At 60.4% G+C, this 16949-nt stretch carries 13 protein-coding genes; 5 read left to right on the forward strand and 8 right to left on the reverse strand.

The window, feature by feature from the left end:
- Nucleotides 1-135 carry a hypothetical protein gene (locus M3I53_RS38145; RefSeq protein ID WP_302057554.1) on the reverse strand — a complete coding sequence of 45 codons (135 nt, stop codon included), beginning with the start codon at nucleotides 133-135 and terminating at the stop codon, nucleotides 1-3.
- An 89-nt stretch (nucleotides 136-224) separates the two neighbouring features.
- Nucleotides 225-1373, reverse strand: a complete 1149-nt coding sequence (locus tag M3I53_RS05380; RefSeq protein WP_254314943.1) for a branched-chain amino acid ABC transporter substrate-binding protein — start codon at nucleotides 1371-1373, stop codon at nucleotides 225-227.
- A gap of 889 nt (nucleotides 1374-2262) precedes the next feature.
- Between M3I53_RS05380 and M3I53_RS05385 the strand changes: the two genes are divergently transcribed.
- Complete coding sequence (locus M3I53_RS05385) at nucleotides 2263-3288, forward strand: alpha/beta fold hydrolase (protein WP_254314944.1); 1026 nt, start codon at nucleotides 2263-2265, stop codon at nucleotides 3286-3288.
- 109 nt (nucleotides 3289-3397) lie between these two features.
- Nucleotides 3398-4750, forward strand: a complete 1353-nt coding sequence (locus M3I53_RS05390) for an epoxide hydrolase family protein (RefSeq protein WP_254314945.1) — start codon at nucleotides 3398-3400, stop codon at nucleotides 4748-4750.
- Nucleotides 4751-4886: 136 nt separating this feature from the next.
- Here M3I53_RS05390 and M3I53_RS05395 read toward each other — a convergent pair whose 3' ends face one another.
- Nucleotides 4887-5189: a DUF4148 domain-containing protein gene (locus tag M3I53_RS05395; RefSeq protein ID WP_254314946.1), complete on the reverse strand. Its 303-nt coding sequence runs from the start codon at nucleotides 5187-5189 to the stop codon at nucleotides 4887-4889.
- A gap of 598 nt (nucleotides 5190-5787) precedes the next feature.
- Between M3I53_RS05395 and M3I53_RS05400 the strand changes: the two genes are divergently transcribed.
- Complete coding sequence (locus M3I53_RS05400) at nucleotides 5788-6744, forward strand: alpha/beta fold hydrolase (protein WP_254315104.1); 957 nt, start codon at nucleotides 5788-5790, stop codon at nucleotides 6742-6744.
- Between the two features lie 166 nt (nucleotides 6745-6910).
- Here the strand turns inward: M3I53_RS05400 and M3I53_RS05405 are convergent, their stop codons facing one another.
- From M3I53_RS05405 to M3I53_RS05420, 4 genes are all read right to left on the reverse strand, one after another.
- Nucleotides 6911-7219: a DUF4148 domain-containing protein gene (locus M3I53_RS05405; protein WP_254314947.1), complete on the reverse strand. Its 309-nt coding sequence runs from the start codon at nucleotides 7217-7219 to the stop codon at nucleotides 6911-6913.
- A 484-nt stretch (nucleotides 7220-7703) separates the two neighbouring features.
- Complete coding sequence (locus M3I53_RS05410) at nucleotides 7704-8321, reverse strand: response regulator transcription factor (protein ID WP_254314948.1); 618 nt, start codon at nucleotides 8319-8321, stop codon at nucleotides 7704-7706.
- A 28-nt stretch (nucleotides 8322-8349) separates the two neighbouring features.
- Nucleotides 8350-10020 carry an MASE1 domain-containing protein gene (locus tag M3I53_RS05415; RefSeq protein ID WP_254314949.1) on the reverse strand — a complete coding sequence of 557 codons (1671 nt, stop codon included), beginning with the start codon at nucleotides 10018-10020 and terminating at the stop codon, nucleotides 8350-8352.
- A gap of 391 nt (nucleotides 10021-10411) precedes the next feature.
- Entirely contained in the window at nucleotides 10412-11428 is a 1017-nt protein-coding gene (locus tag M3I53_RS05420; protein WP_254314950.1) for a 1-aminocyclopropane-1-carboxylate deaminase, read from the reverse strand.
- Between the two features lie 196 nt (nucleotides 11429-11624).
- On the opposite strand from M3I53_RS05420, the gene M3I53_RS05425 reads away from it, so the two are divergent.
- The gene (locus tag M3I53_RS05425; RefSeq protein ID WP_254314951.1) at nucleotides 11625-12125 is read left to right on the forward strand and encodes an Lrp/AsnC family transcriptional regulator; all 501 of its coding nucleotides are present in this window, start codon (nucleotides 11625-11627) and stop codon (nucleotides 12123-12125) included.
- A gap of 828 nt (nucleotides 12126-12953) precedes the next feature.
- Nucleotides 12954-13385 (forward strand): hypothetical protein, encoded by a 432-nt coding sequence (locus tag M3I53_RS05430; RefSeq protein ID WP_254314952.1) that lies wholly within the window; start codon nucleotides 12954-12956, stop codon nucleotides 13383-13385.
- Nucleotides 13386-13744: 359 nt separating this feature from the next.
- Here M3I53_RS05430 and M3I53_RS05435 read toward each other — a convergent pair whose 3' ends face one another.
- Nucleotides 13745-16840: a tetratricopeptide repeat protein gene (locus M3I53_RS05435; RefSeq protein ID WP_254314953.1), complete on the reverse strand. Its 3096-nt coding sequence runs from the start codon at nucleotides 16838-16840 to the stop codon at nucleotides 13745-13747.
- Between the last annotated feature and the right edge of the window lie 109 nt (nucleotides 16841-16949).

A 16949-nucleotide genomic window follows, 5' to 3' on the forward strand; every position in this document is an offset into this window, starting at 1 on the left:
TTAGTGCGGCACCGCCGTCAACGTGCGCAACTGCTCCAGCAGCTTCATCGCCGGGCTCGGCAGAATGCCGTGCCGCCGGCGGAACGACACCCGCAACGGCGGTGGACAACTGGGGATCATGGCGGTATCCGGCATAGCCTCCAGGAGTGCAGTTGCCGGTGGCGGTGCAAATCCTCGCGTTGCACGCGGCCCTCGCCTGAACGAGGCGAGGGCCGCGTGGGCGATCAGAGACCGCTTACCGTCTTGACCGTCACCCACTGCCCGTTCTTCACCTGATAGACCGTGGACGAACCGTTCTTGAGCGAGCCATTCGCGTTGTACGCGATATGGCCGGTAATGCCGTCGAAGGCGATGCCTTGCATCTTCGCGCGATAGTCGTCGGGCTTGGTCGAATTGGCGGCCTGCATCGCCTTGATGGCGGCCCACGCCGCGTCGTAGCCGAACGGCGCGTAAGAGAGCACCTCCACGCCGTACTTCTGCTTGAAGCGGTCGGCGAACTTCGCGCCGACCGGCGTGCTGTCGAGCGGACGGCCGTATTCCCACGCCATGGCGCCTTCGGACACGTCGCCCGCAAGCTTGACGAAGTCCACATCCTTCACGCCGCCGCCGCCCACGTACTGCGCCTTGATGCCGAGCTGGGCCATCTGCTTCATGATGCCGGCCGCCTGCGGGTTGAGGGCGCCCACGAAAATCAGATCGGGGTTCTTGCTCTTGATGTTCGTGAGCTGCGTCTTGAAGTCCGTCGCCTGGTTCGTCGTGTACTCGCGGTCGACGATCTCCCCACCGTGCGCCTTGACGGCCTTCACGAATTCGTCGGCTTCGCCCTGGCCGAACGCCGTGCGGTCGTCGATGACGGCAATTCGCTTGGCCTTCGTCGTCGTGACCGCGTAGGCGCCCGCGGTGCCCGCGTTTTGCGCGTCGCTCGAGATCACCATGAAGATGTTCTTGAACCCGCGGCCGCTGATGACCGGATTCGTGGCGGCCGGATCGATGTCGGGCAGGCCCGCCTTTTCGTACAGCTCGGAAGCGGGAATCGTCGTGCCCGAGTTGAAGTGGCCGACGACGACCGAAACGCCTTCGTCGACGAGCTTTTGCGCGACCTGCACGCCCACGCGCGGGTCGGCCTGATCGTCTTCGGCGACGAGTTCGAACGAGACGGGCTGGCCGTTGATCTTGACGCCTTGCGCCTTGGCGTCGTCGAGGGCCATCTTGACGCCGTTTTCCAGGTCTTTGCCGTAATTCGCGTTCGGTCCGGTGAGCGGCGCGGCAAAACCGATTTTAACGACGGTATCCGCGCGCGAGGCGAGCGGTGCTACAGCGAGAAGTGCTCCAACGGCAACTGCGATAGGGGTAAGAGTCTTCGCAAAACGCATGTTGTTTCCTTTGTCGGCAAGCATGGGTTCACTGCTGTGGCGTGCATACCGGCCGGGCTCGCCCGCGTTGTCTGCCTTGCGCGGTCGGCGGCCGGTTCACGACTCTCTTGTTCGCGTCGACTGCGGGCTGGGCTCCTCCAGAATAGGCATGGAATCGATCGGACCGCTCCGCACGAAAGACGCCGGGGCGAGACGCTGAGTGCGACTATAGGAAGCCAATATCGCTTCGTCTTGACCGTTCACGACGGCTTCCATGCGCATTTCTGCATAGCCGGCCAAATCGGGGCAATCAGGGCAAGTACGCTCTGCCGGCGCGAAAATAAGCGTAATAGAAATGTAATCGACATGAGCACCGGCTCGGGTAAACCACGTCCATTTCAAGGTACGCACGGCAAGCGCGTCGCGACCGCAGCGCTCGCACGTTTCGCATGTCGGTCAGGTGTTGCCGGAATCGCTGATGGGGACGCTGGTAGCGGTATCGCGGCCACGCGATCCAGCGGACCACGCAGAGCGGGACGAGCGGGCCCGTATCGGCCGTTCAGTAGGATTGCAGAACAAGCATACGCATAGTTCTGAAGAAATCAGACCCCTCCAAATGCACGGTTGCGTTCTGTATCGCAGTGTATCTGCACGCGGCACTGATACGTGTAATCACAAATGCCTCGCTTTCCCGACACATTCGAGATACGTCTGCGCGCTCAAATACGCCCATCGCGCGGGCCAGTCCACGCGCTATCGCAGGCAGCGCAGGCCAGTAACGGCCGCGCATGCCACAACTTCCTGATTGCCGATGTTGCATATGCAACATCACTAGCGCGGCCTGTGCCCGTACCACCGACGGAGACGTACCTTGAAAGTGATATCGAAGATTGCCACTGCCGGCGCGGTATTGGCAGCGCTGACCTTAACCCTTTCGCCGAGCTACGCGCAGGCGCAGTTCAGTGCCGGCGCAGGGGCGACGACTCCGCATAAGGCGACGCCTGCGAAGCATGCGAGCGTAGCCGATGCGGCGCTGGTGAAGTCGTTGCCTGGATTCAAAAACGGCTACGCCGAGCTCGACGGTGTACGCCTGCACTACGTCGTGGGCGGCAAAGGTGCGCCGCTGATCCTGCTGCCGGGCTGGCCGGAAACCTGGTGGACGTTCCACAAAATCATGCCGTCTCTGGCCGGGCAGCACACCGTCATCGCCGTGGACTTGCGCGGCATGGGTTCATCTTCGAGACCTGCAGGCGGGTACGACAAGAAGACGATGGCCCGGGACATCTACGAGCTGGTTCGATCATTGGGCTATGACAAAGCCAGTGTCGCCGGACATGACATCGGCTCGGCGGTGGCATTCGCGTATGCCGAGAACTATCCGCAGGCCACCGACAAGCTCGTGATGATGGAGTTGCCGCATCCAGACGACAGCCTGATGTCGTTCCCGCTGCTGCCGGCGCAAGGCGCCTTCAGCGACAGGCTGGGCACGGCGCGCCCGTATCTGTGGTGGTTCGCGTTCAACCAGGTGCAGGGCTTGCCGGAAAAGCTTCTGGCTGGCCGCATCCGGGTGGAACAGGACTGGCTATTCAACTACTTCCTCGTGGATGCGGGCTCAATCGACGCGCGCGATCGCGCCGTGTACGAGCAGGCATACAACACGGCTGACGCGATCCGTGCAAGCAATGCGTGGTACCAGGCCTTCCCGCAGGATGTCATCGACAACAAGGCATACGGCACTTTGCAGATGCCGGTTCTTGCATTGGGTGGCCCGGCTTACGGATGGATGAAGAAAGTCGTTGCGCAGAAGACGGCGAATCTCACTGCCCTGAAGGTGGAGAGCAGCGGCCACTTCATCCAGGAAGAGCAGCCCGATTTCGTTGCGAGAGCAATGATCGAATTCCTGCAAGGCGATCAACCGGGCGCACCGAAAAGCTGATCTGGGTGCTGCGCTGCCGCCGCCATCGCAATCCGTAGCGCGTCAGATCACGCTGCGATCAATCTAGGACCAGGCTTCATCGCCAACTTCATCGCCAACAGGAACACTTATGTCGACCGATATTCTTCTCCCTTCGCCGTCTCGCCGACGTTTTGTGAGCGTGGCCGCGGCTGCCGTTGCGGCCGGCTCGCTGAGTCAGCTGGCTTTCGCGCAAGAAAATCAATCCATCACTGATGCTGCCGCGGCAACTGGCGGCGACAAGACTGCTATCCGTCCACTTCGCATTCATGTGCCGGAGTCGCAGTTGACCGACTTGCGCCGACGCATCAAGGCGACGCGATGGCCGGACCGCGAGACGGTCGCCGACGATACGCAAGGCGTGCCGCTTGCGATGATTCAGGAAGTCGCGCGTCATTGGTCGTCGGGTTACGACTGGCGCAACGTCGAAACGAGACTGAATGCGCTGCCGAATTTCGTCACGGAAATCGACGGCTTGGACATTCATTTCATCCACGTCCGCTCGAAACATGCGAACGCGATGCCGCTCGTGGTCACGCACGGATGGCCTGGTTCGGTCATCGAGCAGCTCAAGATCATCGATCCGCTGGTGAATCCGAGTGCATATGGCGCGAGTGTATCGGACGCCTTCCATCTGGTGATTCCGTCCTTGCCGGGCTATGGATTCTCGGGCAAACCCAAAGAGACCGGGTGGGGACCGGAGCGTACGGCGCGCGCCTGGGTCGTGCTGATGAAGCGCCTGGGTTATGCGAAATTTGCAGCGCAGGGCGGCGATCTTGGCGGCGTCGTGGCGAACGTGATGGCGAAGCAGGCACCGCCAGAGTTGATCGGTATTCACGTCAACTTTCCCGCGACGGTTCCGCCTGAAATTACCAGGGCGCTGTTGGCCGGCGATCCGGCGCCTGCCAGTCTCTCGGCGGACGAAAGGCTCGCTTACGGCCAACTGAGCGCCTTGTCGAAGCGACGCGCTTACGCCCTGGAGCAGGGCACGCGTCCACAAACGCTCTATGGACTGGCGGACTCGCCCATCGCGCTGGCGAGCTGGCTTCTCGATCACCCGGACGGCTATGCGCAGCCGGCGGCTGCGCTCACATCCGCGGTGTATGGGCGCACGATCAACGGACATTCCTCGGGTGACCTGACGTTGAACGACGTCCTCGACGACATCACGCTCTACTGGCTGACGAATACTGGAATATCAGCAGCGCGCTTCTATTGGGAGTCGCACTTCAACTTCTACGCTGCCGCTGACGTTTCCGTTCCGGCCGCCGTCAGCGCGTTCCCCGGCGAGAGTCATCAGGCCCCGCGCAGCTGGGCGGAGCGGGCGTATCACAATCTCGTCTATTACAACCGGCCCGACAAAGGCGGTCACTTTGCGGCGTGGGAACAGCCGATCCTGTTCGCGCAGGAGGTTCGCGCAGGCTTGAGGCCGTTGCGCACGTAACGGGCAGGAAGGAGGCTTTCGCCTCCTCTATTCGGATTCCTCAATGGCGCGAAGCGGGCAAGGTACGACGCTCGATGCCGTCTCAGGCGCAGACGGCATGCTCTCCAATCGTCCAAGCCGGTCAGACGAAAAGAGCTTACGACCCGCCAAAGAACACCGGCTTCATCCCAGTCGGACTGGCCGGATGGCCCATCTGCGACGAGCCATTCATGGCAGGGCCGTAGCCGCTATTCTGGCCGGCGGCGCCAGCGTCGGTGGCCGGCATGCTGGAGGGAAAGTCGACGGTATTCGCATTGGCTGGATTGAAGCCGGCTTGCTGAAGCTGAGCGATCTCGGCTTGTACTTGCGCGCGCGTCAGTCCTCCATCCGCCTGCGCCAACGATGCAATTGGCACAGCCATGACGGCGACCGCGCAAACTGTGTGGACTAGCGTCTTCATAGTGGCCCACCTCCGGGTTAGTGACTCCGGCTGACTCGCGCTGCAAACGGCCCGCTCATCCGAAACCTGGTTCGACCCCTTGCCAGACTTTGCAGCGCGCAAGCATTATCGTTGTCGTCTATTCCGATCGTATGCGCGAGTGATCGTTTTGGCCTCCATCATTTGATGGAGGCTCTCGACAACCCGCGTCGAATCGATACCCACGGCGTTACGGCCGAGGTCGGCGCAGTGCCGCAAGACCGGCCGGAATTGCCAGTGTTCCCACCGTTTCCCATCCGCACGCGGGTCTGCTCGCGCAGCAACTGCGGGAGTGTGCGCCGTAGACGTCATTCGCCGACGAATGACCGGCTGCTGAAGACTGCGAGGATTGCTCGAGTGCGGTTTTCCAAATCGCACATTCGGTTGGGCGGGAAACGGCCCATCAGACGCCATTCGCCTGCGCGGGAAATCGGACACCTGAGCGACCGCGTCATCCAAAATCCCGCCGTTGGCGCACGAGGATAAAATCAGGATCTGACCGAACTCGGCCATCGAGCCGTTGCGCAGCGATACCGCCGATCAGGATATTGAAAGCAGACAACTCGCCTCTCAAAACCACATGAAAACGCCCATATTGGCCGTTCTGTTGTGTTTGTCTACGGCAATTGCACACGCCGCGGGAATAAAGTTCGCGCAGATTCCGGCTGATGCCGGCGGTCCGGCGTTAAAAGCGATAGTGTGGACACCGTGTGGTGAGCCTGCCCAGGAAGTGCCGATCGGTCCATATGTCCTGAAGGGGCGGCTCGACTGTCCGACCGTTGGCGAAAAGCTTCCCCTCGTTGTCATTTCGCATGGCCATGGCGGATCGTACCTTGGCCATCGAGACCTTGCCGAGACGCTTGCCGAGGCGGGTTTTGTCGTGGCGGCAATCAATCATCCAGGCGATACGTTCTCTGACATGACTCGGGCCGACGATATGTCTGTGTTCGTCGAGCGACCGACCGACATCAAGCGTCTTATCGACTACATGGTGAGCACGGCCCCCGACGCAGCCAGAATCGACCCGCAACGGATAGGCTTTTTTGGCTTTTCGCGCGGCGGCTACACGGGCCTGGTGTTGGCCGGCGGTAACCCCGATTTCCCGCACGCCGATATTACGTGCCCGGACCCGAGCGCTCCGATTTGCAAACAGGTTCGAAGTGGAAAGGTGTCCACCGACCACCTGACTCATGACGCACGGATCAAAGCCTTTGTGCTAGCGGACCCGTTCGATGCGTTCCCGACCGCGGCGAGCCTGAAGAACGTGCAAGCGCCAGTTCAGCTCTGGGCTTCCCAGTTCGGTGGCGCCGGCGTGCTGCCGCGCAACGCTGACGCACTCGCCAGGACGCTTCCTCACAGGCCTGAATATCACATTGTTTCCAACGCGGCGCATTTTGCTTTTCTTGCTCCGTGTCCCGCGGCAATGAAGAACAATGAGCCGGGCTACTGCATCGATGCGAACGGCTTCGATCGGACAGTCTTTCACAAGCAGTTTGACGAAATGGCGCTTACGTTTTTTCAAGCAAATCTTCGGTAGATCCCCGCGTAGTACAGCCCTCTACCGATCGTCGCCTTCTCCCCCGAACCTCCGCGAAGCAATCAAAAAGCCCCTCTCCATTCGGGACAGGGGCCTTCGCGTAAAGTGTGATGCGCTAGTGCGCCGTGCTGCGAGACCACACAACACAGTCCGTCAACGCAATGTCTTACTGACCGAAGTAGACGGGCTTCAAACCGGTAATGGCTGGCGCAGGCGCGCCGGATGCTGACGTTCCGCTGACCGTCCCGCCATAACTGCTCCCGCCGTTTTGCGCGGCCACGCGCGCTTCGGCAGCCTGGATATCGGCTGGATAGCTTGCATTGTCGCCGTCACCGACGTGATAGCCAGCCTGTTCGAGCTGGACGAGCTCGGCGCGAACCTGTTCAGCCGTCACGGGGCCGTTCGACTGTGCGATCGAGAGAGCCGGAGCGGCCGCGATAGTAAATATAACGACAGTTTGAGCAAGATATTTCATGATGAGCTACCTCCAACGATTGCCACGTACGGTTCGACGAGTCTTCTTGTATGCAACCGGCGTCAACGACCCATCGACGCAGTGAACCGGGGTACGTTCAAGCGAGCTGGCCGCACATCCGGTGGACCTCGGCGTCAGGGGAACCGCCCGGTCACGCGAGCGCGGGCGGCGCCGCAACTAGCCGTTTCATTTCGCTGATTTCCTCCTGTAACGAACGAGATCCTGCTCAAAGCGAATCTCCTTGCCCTGAGCACGACTAAGTTGAACATCTGCAAACGACTCGCGCTGAAGGGCTGCTACAGCGAGCGTCGTGAAGGGTCGCATCGCCATGCGCTTGCCGTTGTACGGCTTCCGCAAACGCACCGGCGACAGAGCGTTCGGTGTTGGGTAGATACGACTGTATGCGCCGACTCCATGTGCACGAACCAGGTACCCGTCCTAAAAGAGGCTAGGGGATTGCCTTATTCAGCAGACAGGCTCAGCGCTATTGGCTCTCGATCCACTGAATTGCGAAGCGCGTCAGCTCCTTGCCGCTGCGGATATTCAGCTTCTCCTTGATATTGGCCCGGTGCGCTTCGATGGTCTTCACGCTCCGGTTCAGCTTCTCTGCGATATCGCGGGTGCTGAAGCCGAGCCCGATCAGGTGCAGAACTTCGAATTCCCGTTCCGAAAGGCTCGCAATTTGGCCCTCGGGCTTTCTGTTTGGGACGGCAAGCGCACGCGCGAGCTTCTCATGCATGGCGGCGCTCATGTAGATGTTGCCTGCCAGCACTTCGCGGATGGCACTCACGACATGCTCCGTGGCCTCGAGTTTCATGAGATACCCGTTTGCCCCTGAGCGGAGTGCGCGTTCGGCAAACAGGCTTTCGTCATGCATGCTGAGGACAAGGATTGCCAGATCCGGATAGCGGTGCCGCAGCGTCTTCACCAACTCGAGGCCGGAGTCCGTCTGCAGACTGATGTCCACAATGGCCATGTCGGGCAGACACTTCATCGCCGCGAGCGCTTCGTCGGCGCTGCCCGCTGCACCGCAGACGTGCAGATCCTCTTGCAGATTGAGCAAGAGCGTCATCCCGTCCCGGATGATGGGGTGGTCATCCACGATAAGGATTTGAGTCGCACGGCCTGGGCTAGCGCATTTCCTCTGCATGGCCAGTACCCTCCGGTAGCGGATAGCTAATCGCGACGGTGGTGCCGCCCAAGCCGTTGCGGGTCACGGTGCAGGAGCCGCCCAGAAGGCTCGCCCGGTGGCGCAGGTTGTGCAGTCCAAGACCCGCGGCACGCTCCATTTCCTCAGGGCCGATGCCTACCCCATCGTCGCTGATCGAGAGCGTCTGCAGACCGCCCGCCCGCTCGAGGTCGATCCAGATGCGGTGGCCACGACAATATTTCAGCGCGTTGTTGACGGCTTCCTGTGCGGCTCGGTACAGGTTGATCTGCAGCAGCGGGTCCAGCAAGTCCACATCCGGCGCGATCCGCAGCTTGCAATCTACGCCATCGAGCGCGCCAGCCGTCTCCGCCAGCGCATGCAGTGCGTCCGCAAGTCCGCCGTATTCCATCGCGACCGGGTCCAGGCCATGGGCGATCCTGCGGGTCATCAAGGACGCCTGTTTTACCAGGCCGACGACGTTAGCGGCCTCGGCGGCGGCCGGGTCGCCCTGGGTCTGCAGTCTCTGATTCAAGGCGGCGCAGTACAGGCCCAGGCTGGTCAGCTGTTGCCCAAGTCCGTCGTGCAGTTCCTGCCCAATGAGTCTCTGCTGCTGATCGCCGATCCGGATCAGCTCCCCTTCCAGCAGACGGCGTCGCTCCATCTCCGCTTTTAGCTCGTTGTTCGCCTTCTCCAGGTCTTCGGTGCGCTCCTCGACGCGTCGCTCCAGTTCGATGTGGGCCGCCTGCAGCAGGGCATGGGCGCCCCGTTCCTGAGCGCGTGCCGCCGCCAGCAACAGTCCCGTCACCGCCACGACGTTCGCAAAGGCGCACCACCTCACGAGGCTGTCCACAGGAGATTCGGCAGCAAAGGGCCCCGTACCGTGAGTAGTGCCCCAGATTGCCACGACCGAGATCATCAGCGTCACGATGCTGGCGCCCAGGCGATCGAAGCGCAGCGCCGCCCAGATAATGAATGGAAAGATCGCGAGCGCTGCAGGGTAGTAGCCGTGCCCGGCAAGTTGCGGGGCACCGAAGATAAGGTAGCTCGCCCAAAAGGTTGCAGCAATCAGTCCGCACGCTTCCATGATCCGCTGTGCGGATCGGACCGGGTTCGAATACGTGAGGAAGCTGAATAGGGCCGGTGCCACGACGAGAACGCCCATCATGTCGCCGAGCCACCATTTCAGAAAGGCTGCAGCGTACCCGGCGCCAGGCACGAGTCCCCCTCCGAGCAGGGCGGTCGTGCCGACCAGCGCACTGACTGCCGTACTCGTCACCGCAGCGAGGCCGATGAAGGCCAACACATCGTTGATGCGCGCAAGGGTGGTCTGGAATCGAGTGGCGCGGTTCAGCAATAGCGCTGCCGTCAACGGCCCAGCCATGGAGCCGATGCCTATCGCCGCGGCCACGGCTGCAGGCACGCCGCCCGATACGTTGGCGAGAAAGGAACCAACGGCAATACCCGGCGCGACCTCGATGCCGAGCGCGAGCAGCGCAACGAGAGCGATGCCGCTGGAAGGCCATACGAGAGAGATTGCGCCCCCCACTACCGCATAGGAAAGTCCTAGCTTTGCACCGGCGAAATACGCCAGGGCAACGATTCCGGTGCGCAGGAAGAGGCTGAATCTGGAAATGTCCCGAGTGGTAGCCATTTTCGCTTCCAATCCAGAAGCCGGAGTGCGAATACGCTACGTGCTGCCTGGGAGTGAACGGGGAGGGAACCGCCCGTCAGTTCGTGAGTCACTCGGCGCTCGTTCCCGACCTGGTCTTATGATTGTGCTGGCACCCACCGCGTTAATCAAACACTACACAGCACTCCTTATGCGTGAAGTGCTTCGCGTTACGACAACATTGCGATGACGGTCGCCCACGCCGCGACCGTCGAATCGCCTATGTTCTCATGTCGAAGCGTCTTTCAACAACGTCAGGTTCTCCGCTCGTTGGTGCTGGCGGGATCTTTTCGATGCGATGCGCCCTACATACCGTGATCAAAATCAAAGAGCGGGGCGTGCGCCCCGCGCGTGAGCGAACCATCGCTTGAACTCAGCCGTCGCGGAAGATAAAGCTATACGCGCTCAAAGCCGGCACGCCGCCCAGATGCGCATACAGCACCTTCGACCCCGGCTCGAATTCACCGCGGCGCACTTTGTCGATCATGCCGTGCATCGACTTGCCCTCGTACACGGGATCGGTCAGCACGCCCTCCAACCGCGCGCACAGGCGAATCGCCTCCAGCGTGCCGTCGTTCGGCAACCCGTACTCCGGGCCGCCATAACGCGTGTCGAGAATCACGTCCTTCTCGCTGATATCGCGGTTGAGATCGACGAGTCCGGCAGTATGACGCGCAATGCGCGTGATCTGCGCATGGGTCTTCTCCGGCGTAGCCGAAGCGTCGATGCCGATCACGCGGTCCGCCCGGCCGTCCGCCGCGAAGCCGACCACCATGCCCGCCTGCGTGCTGCCTGTGACCGAGCACACGACGACGTAGTCGAACTGGAAGCCCAGTTGCGCCTCCTGCGCCCGCACCTCCTCGGCAAAGCCCACGAAACCGAGGCCGCCGAGCGGATGCTCCGAGCAGCCCGCCGGTATCGCGTACGGTTTGCCGCCCGCCGCGCGCACACTCTCGAGCGCCTCCTCCCAACTCGGTCGAATGCCGATGTCGAAGCCGTCGGGTACGAGCCGCACATCCGCGCCCATCATGCGCGACATCTGGATGTTGCCCACGCGGTCGTAGACGGCATCGGAATAGTTGACCCAGTTTTCCTGAACCAGCACGCACTTCATGCCGAGATGCGCAGCGACGGCTGCAACCTGACGCGTCTGGTTCGACTGGATGCCGCCAATCGAGACTAGCGTGTCGCAACCTTGCGCGAGCGCGTCGGGAATCAGGTACTCGAGCTTGCGCGTCTTGTTGCCGCCGAACGCGAGTCCGCTGTTGCAGTCCTCGCGCTTCGCGTATAGCTCGACCTTGCCGCCGAGATGCTGGCTCAGGCGCTTGAGCGGCTGGATGGGCGTGGGTCCGAACGTGAGTGGATAACGGGGGAAACGCTGGAGGTTCATCGAATATCTCCGTGAGGTCGGCTCATGCGGGACGTGGTCAACGGTCGGTGCGCGCCTGGAACGGTGCAACCCGATGCAGAAATGTTAGGCGTACTGCCGCGAAATGAGCTTGCTAAAAAATTATCGACGACCTACGTTTAGAGCATTCACTTCGAGTTGGAAACACTTTTAATTTGTGAAACGGTTCGAGGACGCAATGAAATTAACCAGACGCTCTCCCGCTACGCCGCATGAGCCGCCTGCATTGGATCGCATCGATCGCGCGATCCTCAGGCATTTGCAGCAGGACGCATCGATTTCAAACGTCAGCCTCGCGGCCAAAGTGAAGCTCAGCGCGCCCGCCTGCCTGCGGCGTGTGGAACGGCTCAAGGAGTTGGGACTGATACGCGCAATCGTTGCGCTGCTCGATCCGAAGGCGCTCGGCGCAGGCATGCTGGTCGTGATCGGCTTCGTGCTCGACCGCTCGACGCCCGAGGCGTTCGCCGCATTCGAGAAAGCAGCCCAAAAGGTTTCAGGCTGCATGGAATGCCACGTCGTGACTGGCGAATTCGATTACTTCATGCTGGTGCGCACGCGCGACAACGAAAGCTTCAACCAGCTGCATGCGGAGCAGTTACTTTACTTGCCGGGCGTGCGGCAGGTCCGCAGCTTCATGGTGCTCAAGGAGATCCTGTCGACGCATGCGTTGCCGCTGTAACGCTGCGCGCGCGAATGCGATCCATTGAAAATGGATGCGTGAATCTCGATGCGGCGCGGGAAATGAATCAGGATGATGAAGTGTGGCGTTATCCAAAGAATGTCGTCCGGTAGCATCAAATAATGACGTTTCAAGACCGGATAGCGGCCTCTAGCGGCGGCTTGCGTCGCCCCAGAACCACCAAATCGTGTCGCAAACCCATGTACGCGATATGGGTAAGCGCGATAGCGACCTAGTTTTTACAACATGGAAACGACTTTGGACGTGCCGATGATGAACACGTGCAGGCGGGCGGAATCAGAGGTTGGCGGCCTATTCGCTATATAGACCGTAGTCATGGCACTCCGACTGGTCCAGTCAACTCGGGCGCTGTCCCTGTGGAGCGCGGTATCGGCTGAGCCAGAGTAGCCGTGGCTTCTGATGGAAATACCGTACCCGCAACCGATGCTCCCGTGAGGATATTGCTTCTGACCGGGCGAACGCAAATATGTTCGCGCCATCAATGACGAGGCTCCTCGAAACAATCCCCGGCATCCTTGTAGGGATTCCCCGCCACACGGCGCACCGCGCGTTGGTAAAGCTCGCGTCAATAGAAACTGACGCAGCTACAAAGGCCTGGCTCAACGGGCGCGTCCACGAACACGCTTCACGCCAAGCAACGCAGGCCGTGAATTTTGAAGTACATAATCTCCTGTCAATAGGTCCTCACTGAACATTGAGCCTCAAAGCGAAGGGCAACTATTCGAGCAAGTCATCGCGAGGCTGGAGGAGCTTCGGACGGGCGTGGAGGAAGGGCCATTTAGTGACAGAGGCCTGCTACACAAGGGGATGAAAGAGAAATTACTGCAGCTCTGGCTGGCAGCCCGGCTCCGCGACACGCCGAATGGGCGATTCAGCGTCCATCGAGAGGAGAATGTCGATGCGGACAACGCGACCGACATACAAGTCAGCGCGCGCAGTTGGAACGTCTGCATCGAGATTAAGCCCGTCGACGCGAAGCGCAGCTATTCTGCCGCCTCACTAACAACCACCATCCGGGACCAGTTGGTGGGCCAGTATCTGAGGGGCTTCAATAGCAGCCACGGAATTTTGGTGATATTCAGACTCGACAAAAAAACATGGGACATTCCCGACGTCGGCAAACGCCAAACTTTCTCCGCTTTGGTTCGATATCTGCAGGACCAAGCTAACGATATTAAGGCAAGCCTGCCACACGTTCAGCAATTGGTAGTATTCCCCTTCGACTGCATTCAAACGTAGCGTGTTTTCCGCCTTCGGCCTCGATGCTTTCCTCGCAGTCATCTACCTCGTATCTGGTGAGGCCACCTGATTGCACGCGTTCTTGGTAGTAGGCCCAATGGGTTCGTTTTCGCCTGGCAACCTACGCTTACGCTGTCCCACCGATTCCCAAGAACTCAAGGACGCCTTCTCGTGTGGAGGAGGAGAGCGCCGGTTCGCGATGCCGGAGGTCGCAGTCGATTCCTGCCAGATGCGCCAGTTTTCGTGTAGATGTCCCGTTCGTCTACCGGTGAACACATGTGTGCTGGCCGAACCCGGGTCTCCGTGGCTATGCTTAGATATGCAAACCGTAGTCATGTCGCGAACTCCCGCAGGCCCTATTAGGTTGGACGCTCGTTGTCCTCTTGAAGGGCTGCGAGATTCTGGACGGTCTGAGTGACGTAAGGCTCGTAGGCGGTTGGACTGGACTCGGCCAACCTCCGGTAAATTTCGAGCGCTTCGCGGTAAGCGGTTTCCGCTTCAGCCGGACGCTGCATATCGCTGTAGAGAACTCCGAGGTTGTTGAGCGTACCCGCTTCATAGCGCAGGTATGCCGCCGGATTGGCATCTTCCAGGGACCTAAAGATGTCCAGCGCCTGCTGGAAAACCGTCTCGGCTTCAGTCCCGCGTTGGATTTTGCAGTAGAGCGCTGCAAGGTTATTGAGCGTCATCGCAACATAGGAGTTGTACGCCGCCGGATTGGCTGCCGCCAGTGCTCGGCGGATATCAAGCGCTTCCCGGTAAGCGGTCTCCGCTTCAGCCAAACGCTGCGTGTTGCTGTAGAGGTTACCTAGGTTGTTGAGCGTTACCGCTACATCCGGCTGGTATGTCGGCGGATTGGCTCCGGCCAGCGTTCGGCGGATGTCGAGCGCTTCCCGGTACCAGGGCTCCGCTTCAGCCAGACGCTGCGTATTGCTGTAGAGGTTACCTAGTTTGTCGAGCGTCACCGCTACATTGGACCCGTATGCCTCCGGATTCGCCCCCGCCAGGACCCGGTAGATGTCAAGTGCTTCCCGGTAAGCGGTCTCCGCTTCAGCCAGACGCTGCGTATCGATGTAGAGGTTACTTAGGTTGTCGAGCGTCGCCGCTACGTAGGACCTGTATGCCGCCGGATTCTCTCCGGCCAGCATCCGGTAGATATCCAGTGCTTCCCGGTAAGCGGTCTCCGCTTCGGTCCGTCTCTGGGTTTGACTGTAGAGCACGCCGAGGTGGAAGAACGCCATCGCCACATCGCGCTGGTACGCTGCGGAAATGTCCGCAGCGAGCGTCACATAAGTGTCGAGCGCTGCCCGATAAGCCGTTTCAGCTTCAGTCGGACGCCGGGTTTGACTGTAAAGCCGCCCGAGGCAGATGAGCGTTACCGCTACATCCGGCCGGTATGTCGCCGGACTGACCTCGGCCAGTGCCTGGCGGATGTCAAGCGCTTCCCGGTAAGCGACCTCCGCTTCGGCCAGATGCTGCATGTCGCTGTAGAGTACCGCGAGGTTGTTGAGCGTGCCCGCTACATGGTGCAGGTACGCCGCTGGATTGGCCTCGGCCAGTTTTCGGACGACGTTAAGCGCTTCGTGGTACGCAGTCCCGGCATCGTTCAGTCGCTGTGTGGCGTGGTACAACTCCCCAAGGTTGTGGAGCGTCATGGCCACCTCTGGCAGGTATGCCGCCGGACTGGCCTCGGCCAGCATTCGAGACATATCAAGCGCTTCACGATAAGCGACCTCCGCTTCGGCCAATCGCTTGGTTTGAGTGTAAAGCACCCCGAGGTTGTTGAGCGTAAAGGCGAGTTCATGCCAGTACGCGACCGGATTGGCCTTGGCCAGCATCCTGTAGATATCAAGTGCTTCCCGATAAGCGGTCTCCGCTTCTGCTAGACGCTGCGTATCGTTATAGAGCACCCCGAGGTTGTTGAGTGTGCCCGCCACGGCGGGCCTATACGTCGCGGGATTGTCCACGGCATGCTTTCTCAATACGAACAGAGCTGACGTGTAGATAGTTTCGGCACGTTGATGGTCTTTCTGTTGGTGCAGCGCACGCGCATAGCGGCGGGCGTACCTTGATTCCTCGGAAGAAATCTCGTATGCCCTACGGAAAAAAGGCAGCGCCTCAGACGGCTTGAATAGCAACTCATAAATCTCGGCTCGACTCAAGTAACGGGAGGCAAGTCGCTCGCGCTCTTCTTCAAGGCGACATTCGGCCGCTCTAATCAGCGCATCAAGGAGCGCACCCACCTCCTCCAGCTTGCCTGCTGCTAGATAGCTCCTTGCCTGCTGCGCCAGTTCGCTGTCGGGTTCATCCGCAAGACGCTGCTCCAGCTCCAGGTAGCGCCGGGTCCACTCCTCGATTTCCCGTCTTAACTCGTCAATCTGAAGGTTACGCTGCTCCAGCTTTTCAGCCAGCGCTTCCTGTGCGCCTTGTCCCAGCACCTCTCCGCCCAGTTGTGCCATTTCCCTGGCCAGTGGGTCCACGGCCCACGTCGACACCATTCGCCCGACAGTTTTCGGTGGCTGGGCTTCGTAATGCAGTACTTGGGAACCGATGAGCTGAGACTCAACGTGCTGATGCATCGAGCCATCCAGCGACGCATTGTTCGCGTCAAGTATGGTCCGGACCGACTTCGCCAGTGCCTCGCCGGTTACCGCCCAACTCCCGCTGTCAACCTCCTCGCCATAGAACCCTGACAGCGCCTCAATGAGTGCCGAAGTGAAGCGTGACGCCTGCCCCCTAGCACCGAAGGCCGGTTCGCCTTCACCTGTTGCCCACAGCAACATGCGGGTGAAGCACAGCACTTTTCTGTCAAAATCGACATACTGCAGTGCCGGCGGACTGGCACCGGGCATCAGTGAGTCCCTCGAAGCCAAGCGACACGCGTCGATGAAAAAGTACAGTGACCCGACGACCTCGCGCCGTGCCGCGCGGGCGGTCTCCGTAATATCGATGGCATCGGACCAAGGGTTCTTCTTGTGGCTACCGAAATCGGACGGCAGAATGTAGTCGCTGGAACCGGCTACGCCATGACCGCAAAAATAGAGCACAGCGATATTACCTGGATGACTCTTCGCACGTTCCAGCCACGCACCGTAACGTGCATCGATATTTTCGCGGGTAGCCGAATCCACGGCCGCAGTCGTGCCGTCCGTGCACTGATAGGTCAAGCCCGGTGACACCAACATTTCGACCGACGCCAGTGGCGCGCGAGGGTTGCTGAAACCAACGTGCCCATCAACCGGCGACCCGAGAGCTCGGGGCCCGATAAACCAGTTGGCCAACGCTAACGCAGACAGGGCGGGGGAACTCAACTGCCCGAGTCCCATCGGCTTGTCCAGCAGGCGGGAAGGGTCGCCTCCAAGTAGGCACGGGTATTCACCCACGCCGACGATGAACACATGAGTTCCTGGTGAGTCCGCGTCGCCTTGATTTCCCGAATGAAAGACCGTGGTCATTCAAGCACTCCGACAAGCCCTGCATCGCATCTATAAACCCGATTTGCTGCATACAACTTCAATGGCGGTTACAGCATCGCACAGCACAAGGCTTAACAATTGGAGCGGT

The organism is Paraburkholderia sp. CNPSo 3272, assembly GCF_024206495.1.
In the GTDB taxonomy this organism is placed as follows: domain Bacteria; phylum Pseudomonadota; class Gammaproteobacteria; order Burkholderiales; family Burkholderiaceae; genus Paraburkholderia.

Bases quoted from the DNA above. Each gene is read 5' to 3' on its own strand.
- M3I53_RS38145 (WP_302057554.1), bottom strand. From the start codon at position 135: ATGCCGGATACCGCCATGATCCCCAGTTGTCCACCGCCGTTGCGGGTG.
- M3I53_RS05380 (WP_254314943.1), bottom strand. From the start codon at position 1,373: ATGCGTTTTGCGAAGACTCTTACCCCTATCGCAGTTGCCGTTGGAGCA.
- M3I53_RS05390 (WP_254314945.1), top strand. From the start codon at position 3,398: ATGTCGACCGATATTCTTCTCCCTTCGCCGTCTCGCCGACGTTTTGTG.
- M3I53_RS05395 (WP_254314946.1), bottom strand. From the start codon at position 5,189: ATGAAGACGCTAGTCCACACAGTTTGCGCGGTCGCCGTCATGGCTGTG.
- M3I53_RS05400 (WP_254315104.1), top strand. From the start codon at position 5,788: ATGAAAACGCCCATATTGGCCGTTCTGTTGTGTTTGTCTACGGCAATT.
- M3I53_RS05405 (WP_254314947.1), bottom strand. From the start codon at position 7,219: ATGAAATATCTTGCTCAAACTGTCGTTATATTTACTATCGCGGCCGCT.
- M3I53_RS05415 (WP_254314949.1), bottom strand. From the start codon at position 10,020: ATGGCTACCACTCGGGACATTTCCAGATTCAGCCTCTTCCTGCGCACC.
- M3I53_RS05420 (WP_254314950.1), bottom strand. From the start codon at position 11,428: ATGAACCTCCAGCGTTTCCCCCGTTATCCACTCACGTTCGGACCCACG.
- M3I53_RS05425 (WP_254314951.1), top strand. From the start codon at position 11,625: ATGAAATTAACCAGACGCTCTCCCGCTACGCCGCATGAGCCGCCTGCA.
- M3I53_RS05430 (WP_254314952.1), top strand. From the start codon at position 12,954: ATGAAAGAGAAATTACTGCAGCTCTGGCTGGCAGCCCGGCTCCGCGAC.
- M3I53_RS05435 (WP_254314953.1), bottom strand. From the start codon at position 16,840: ATGACCACGGTCTTTCATTCGGGAAATCAAGGCGACGCGGACTCACCA.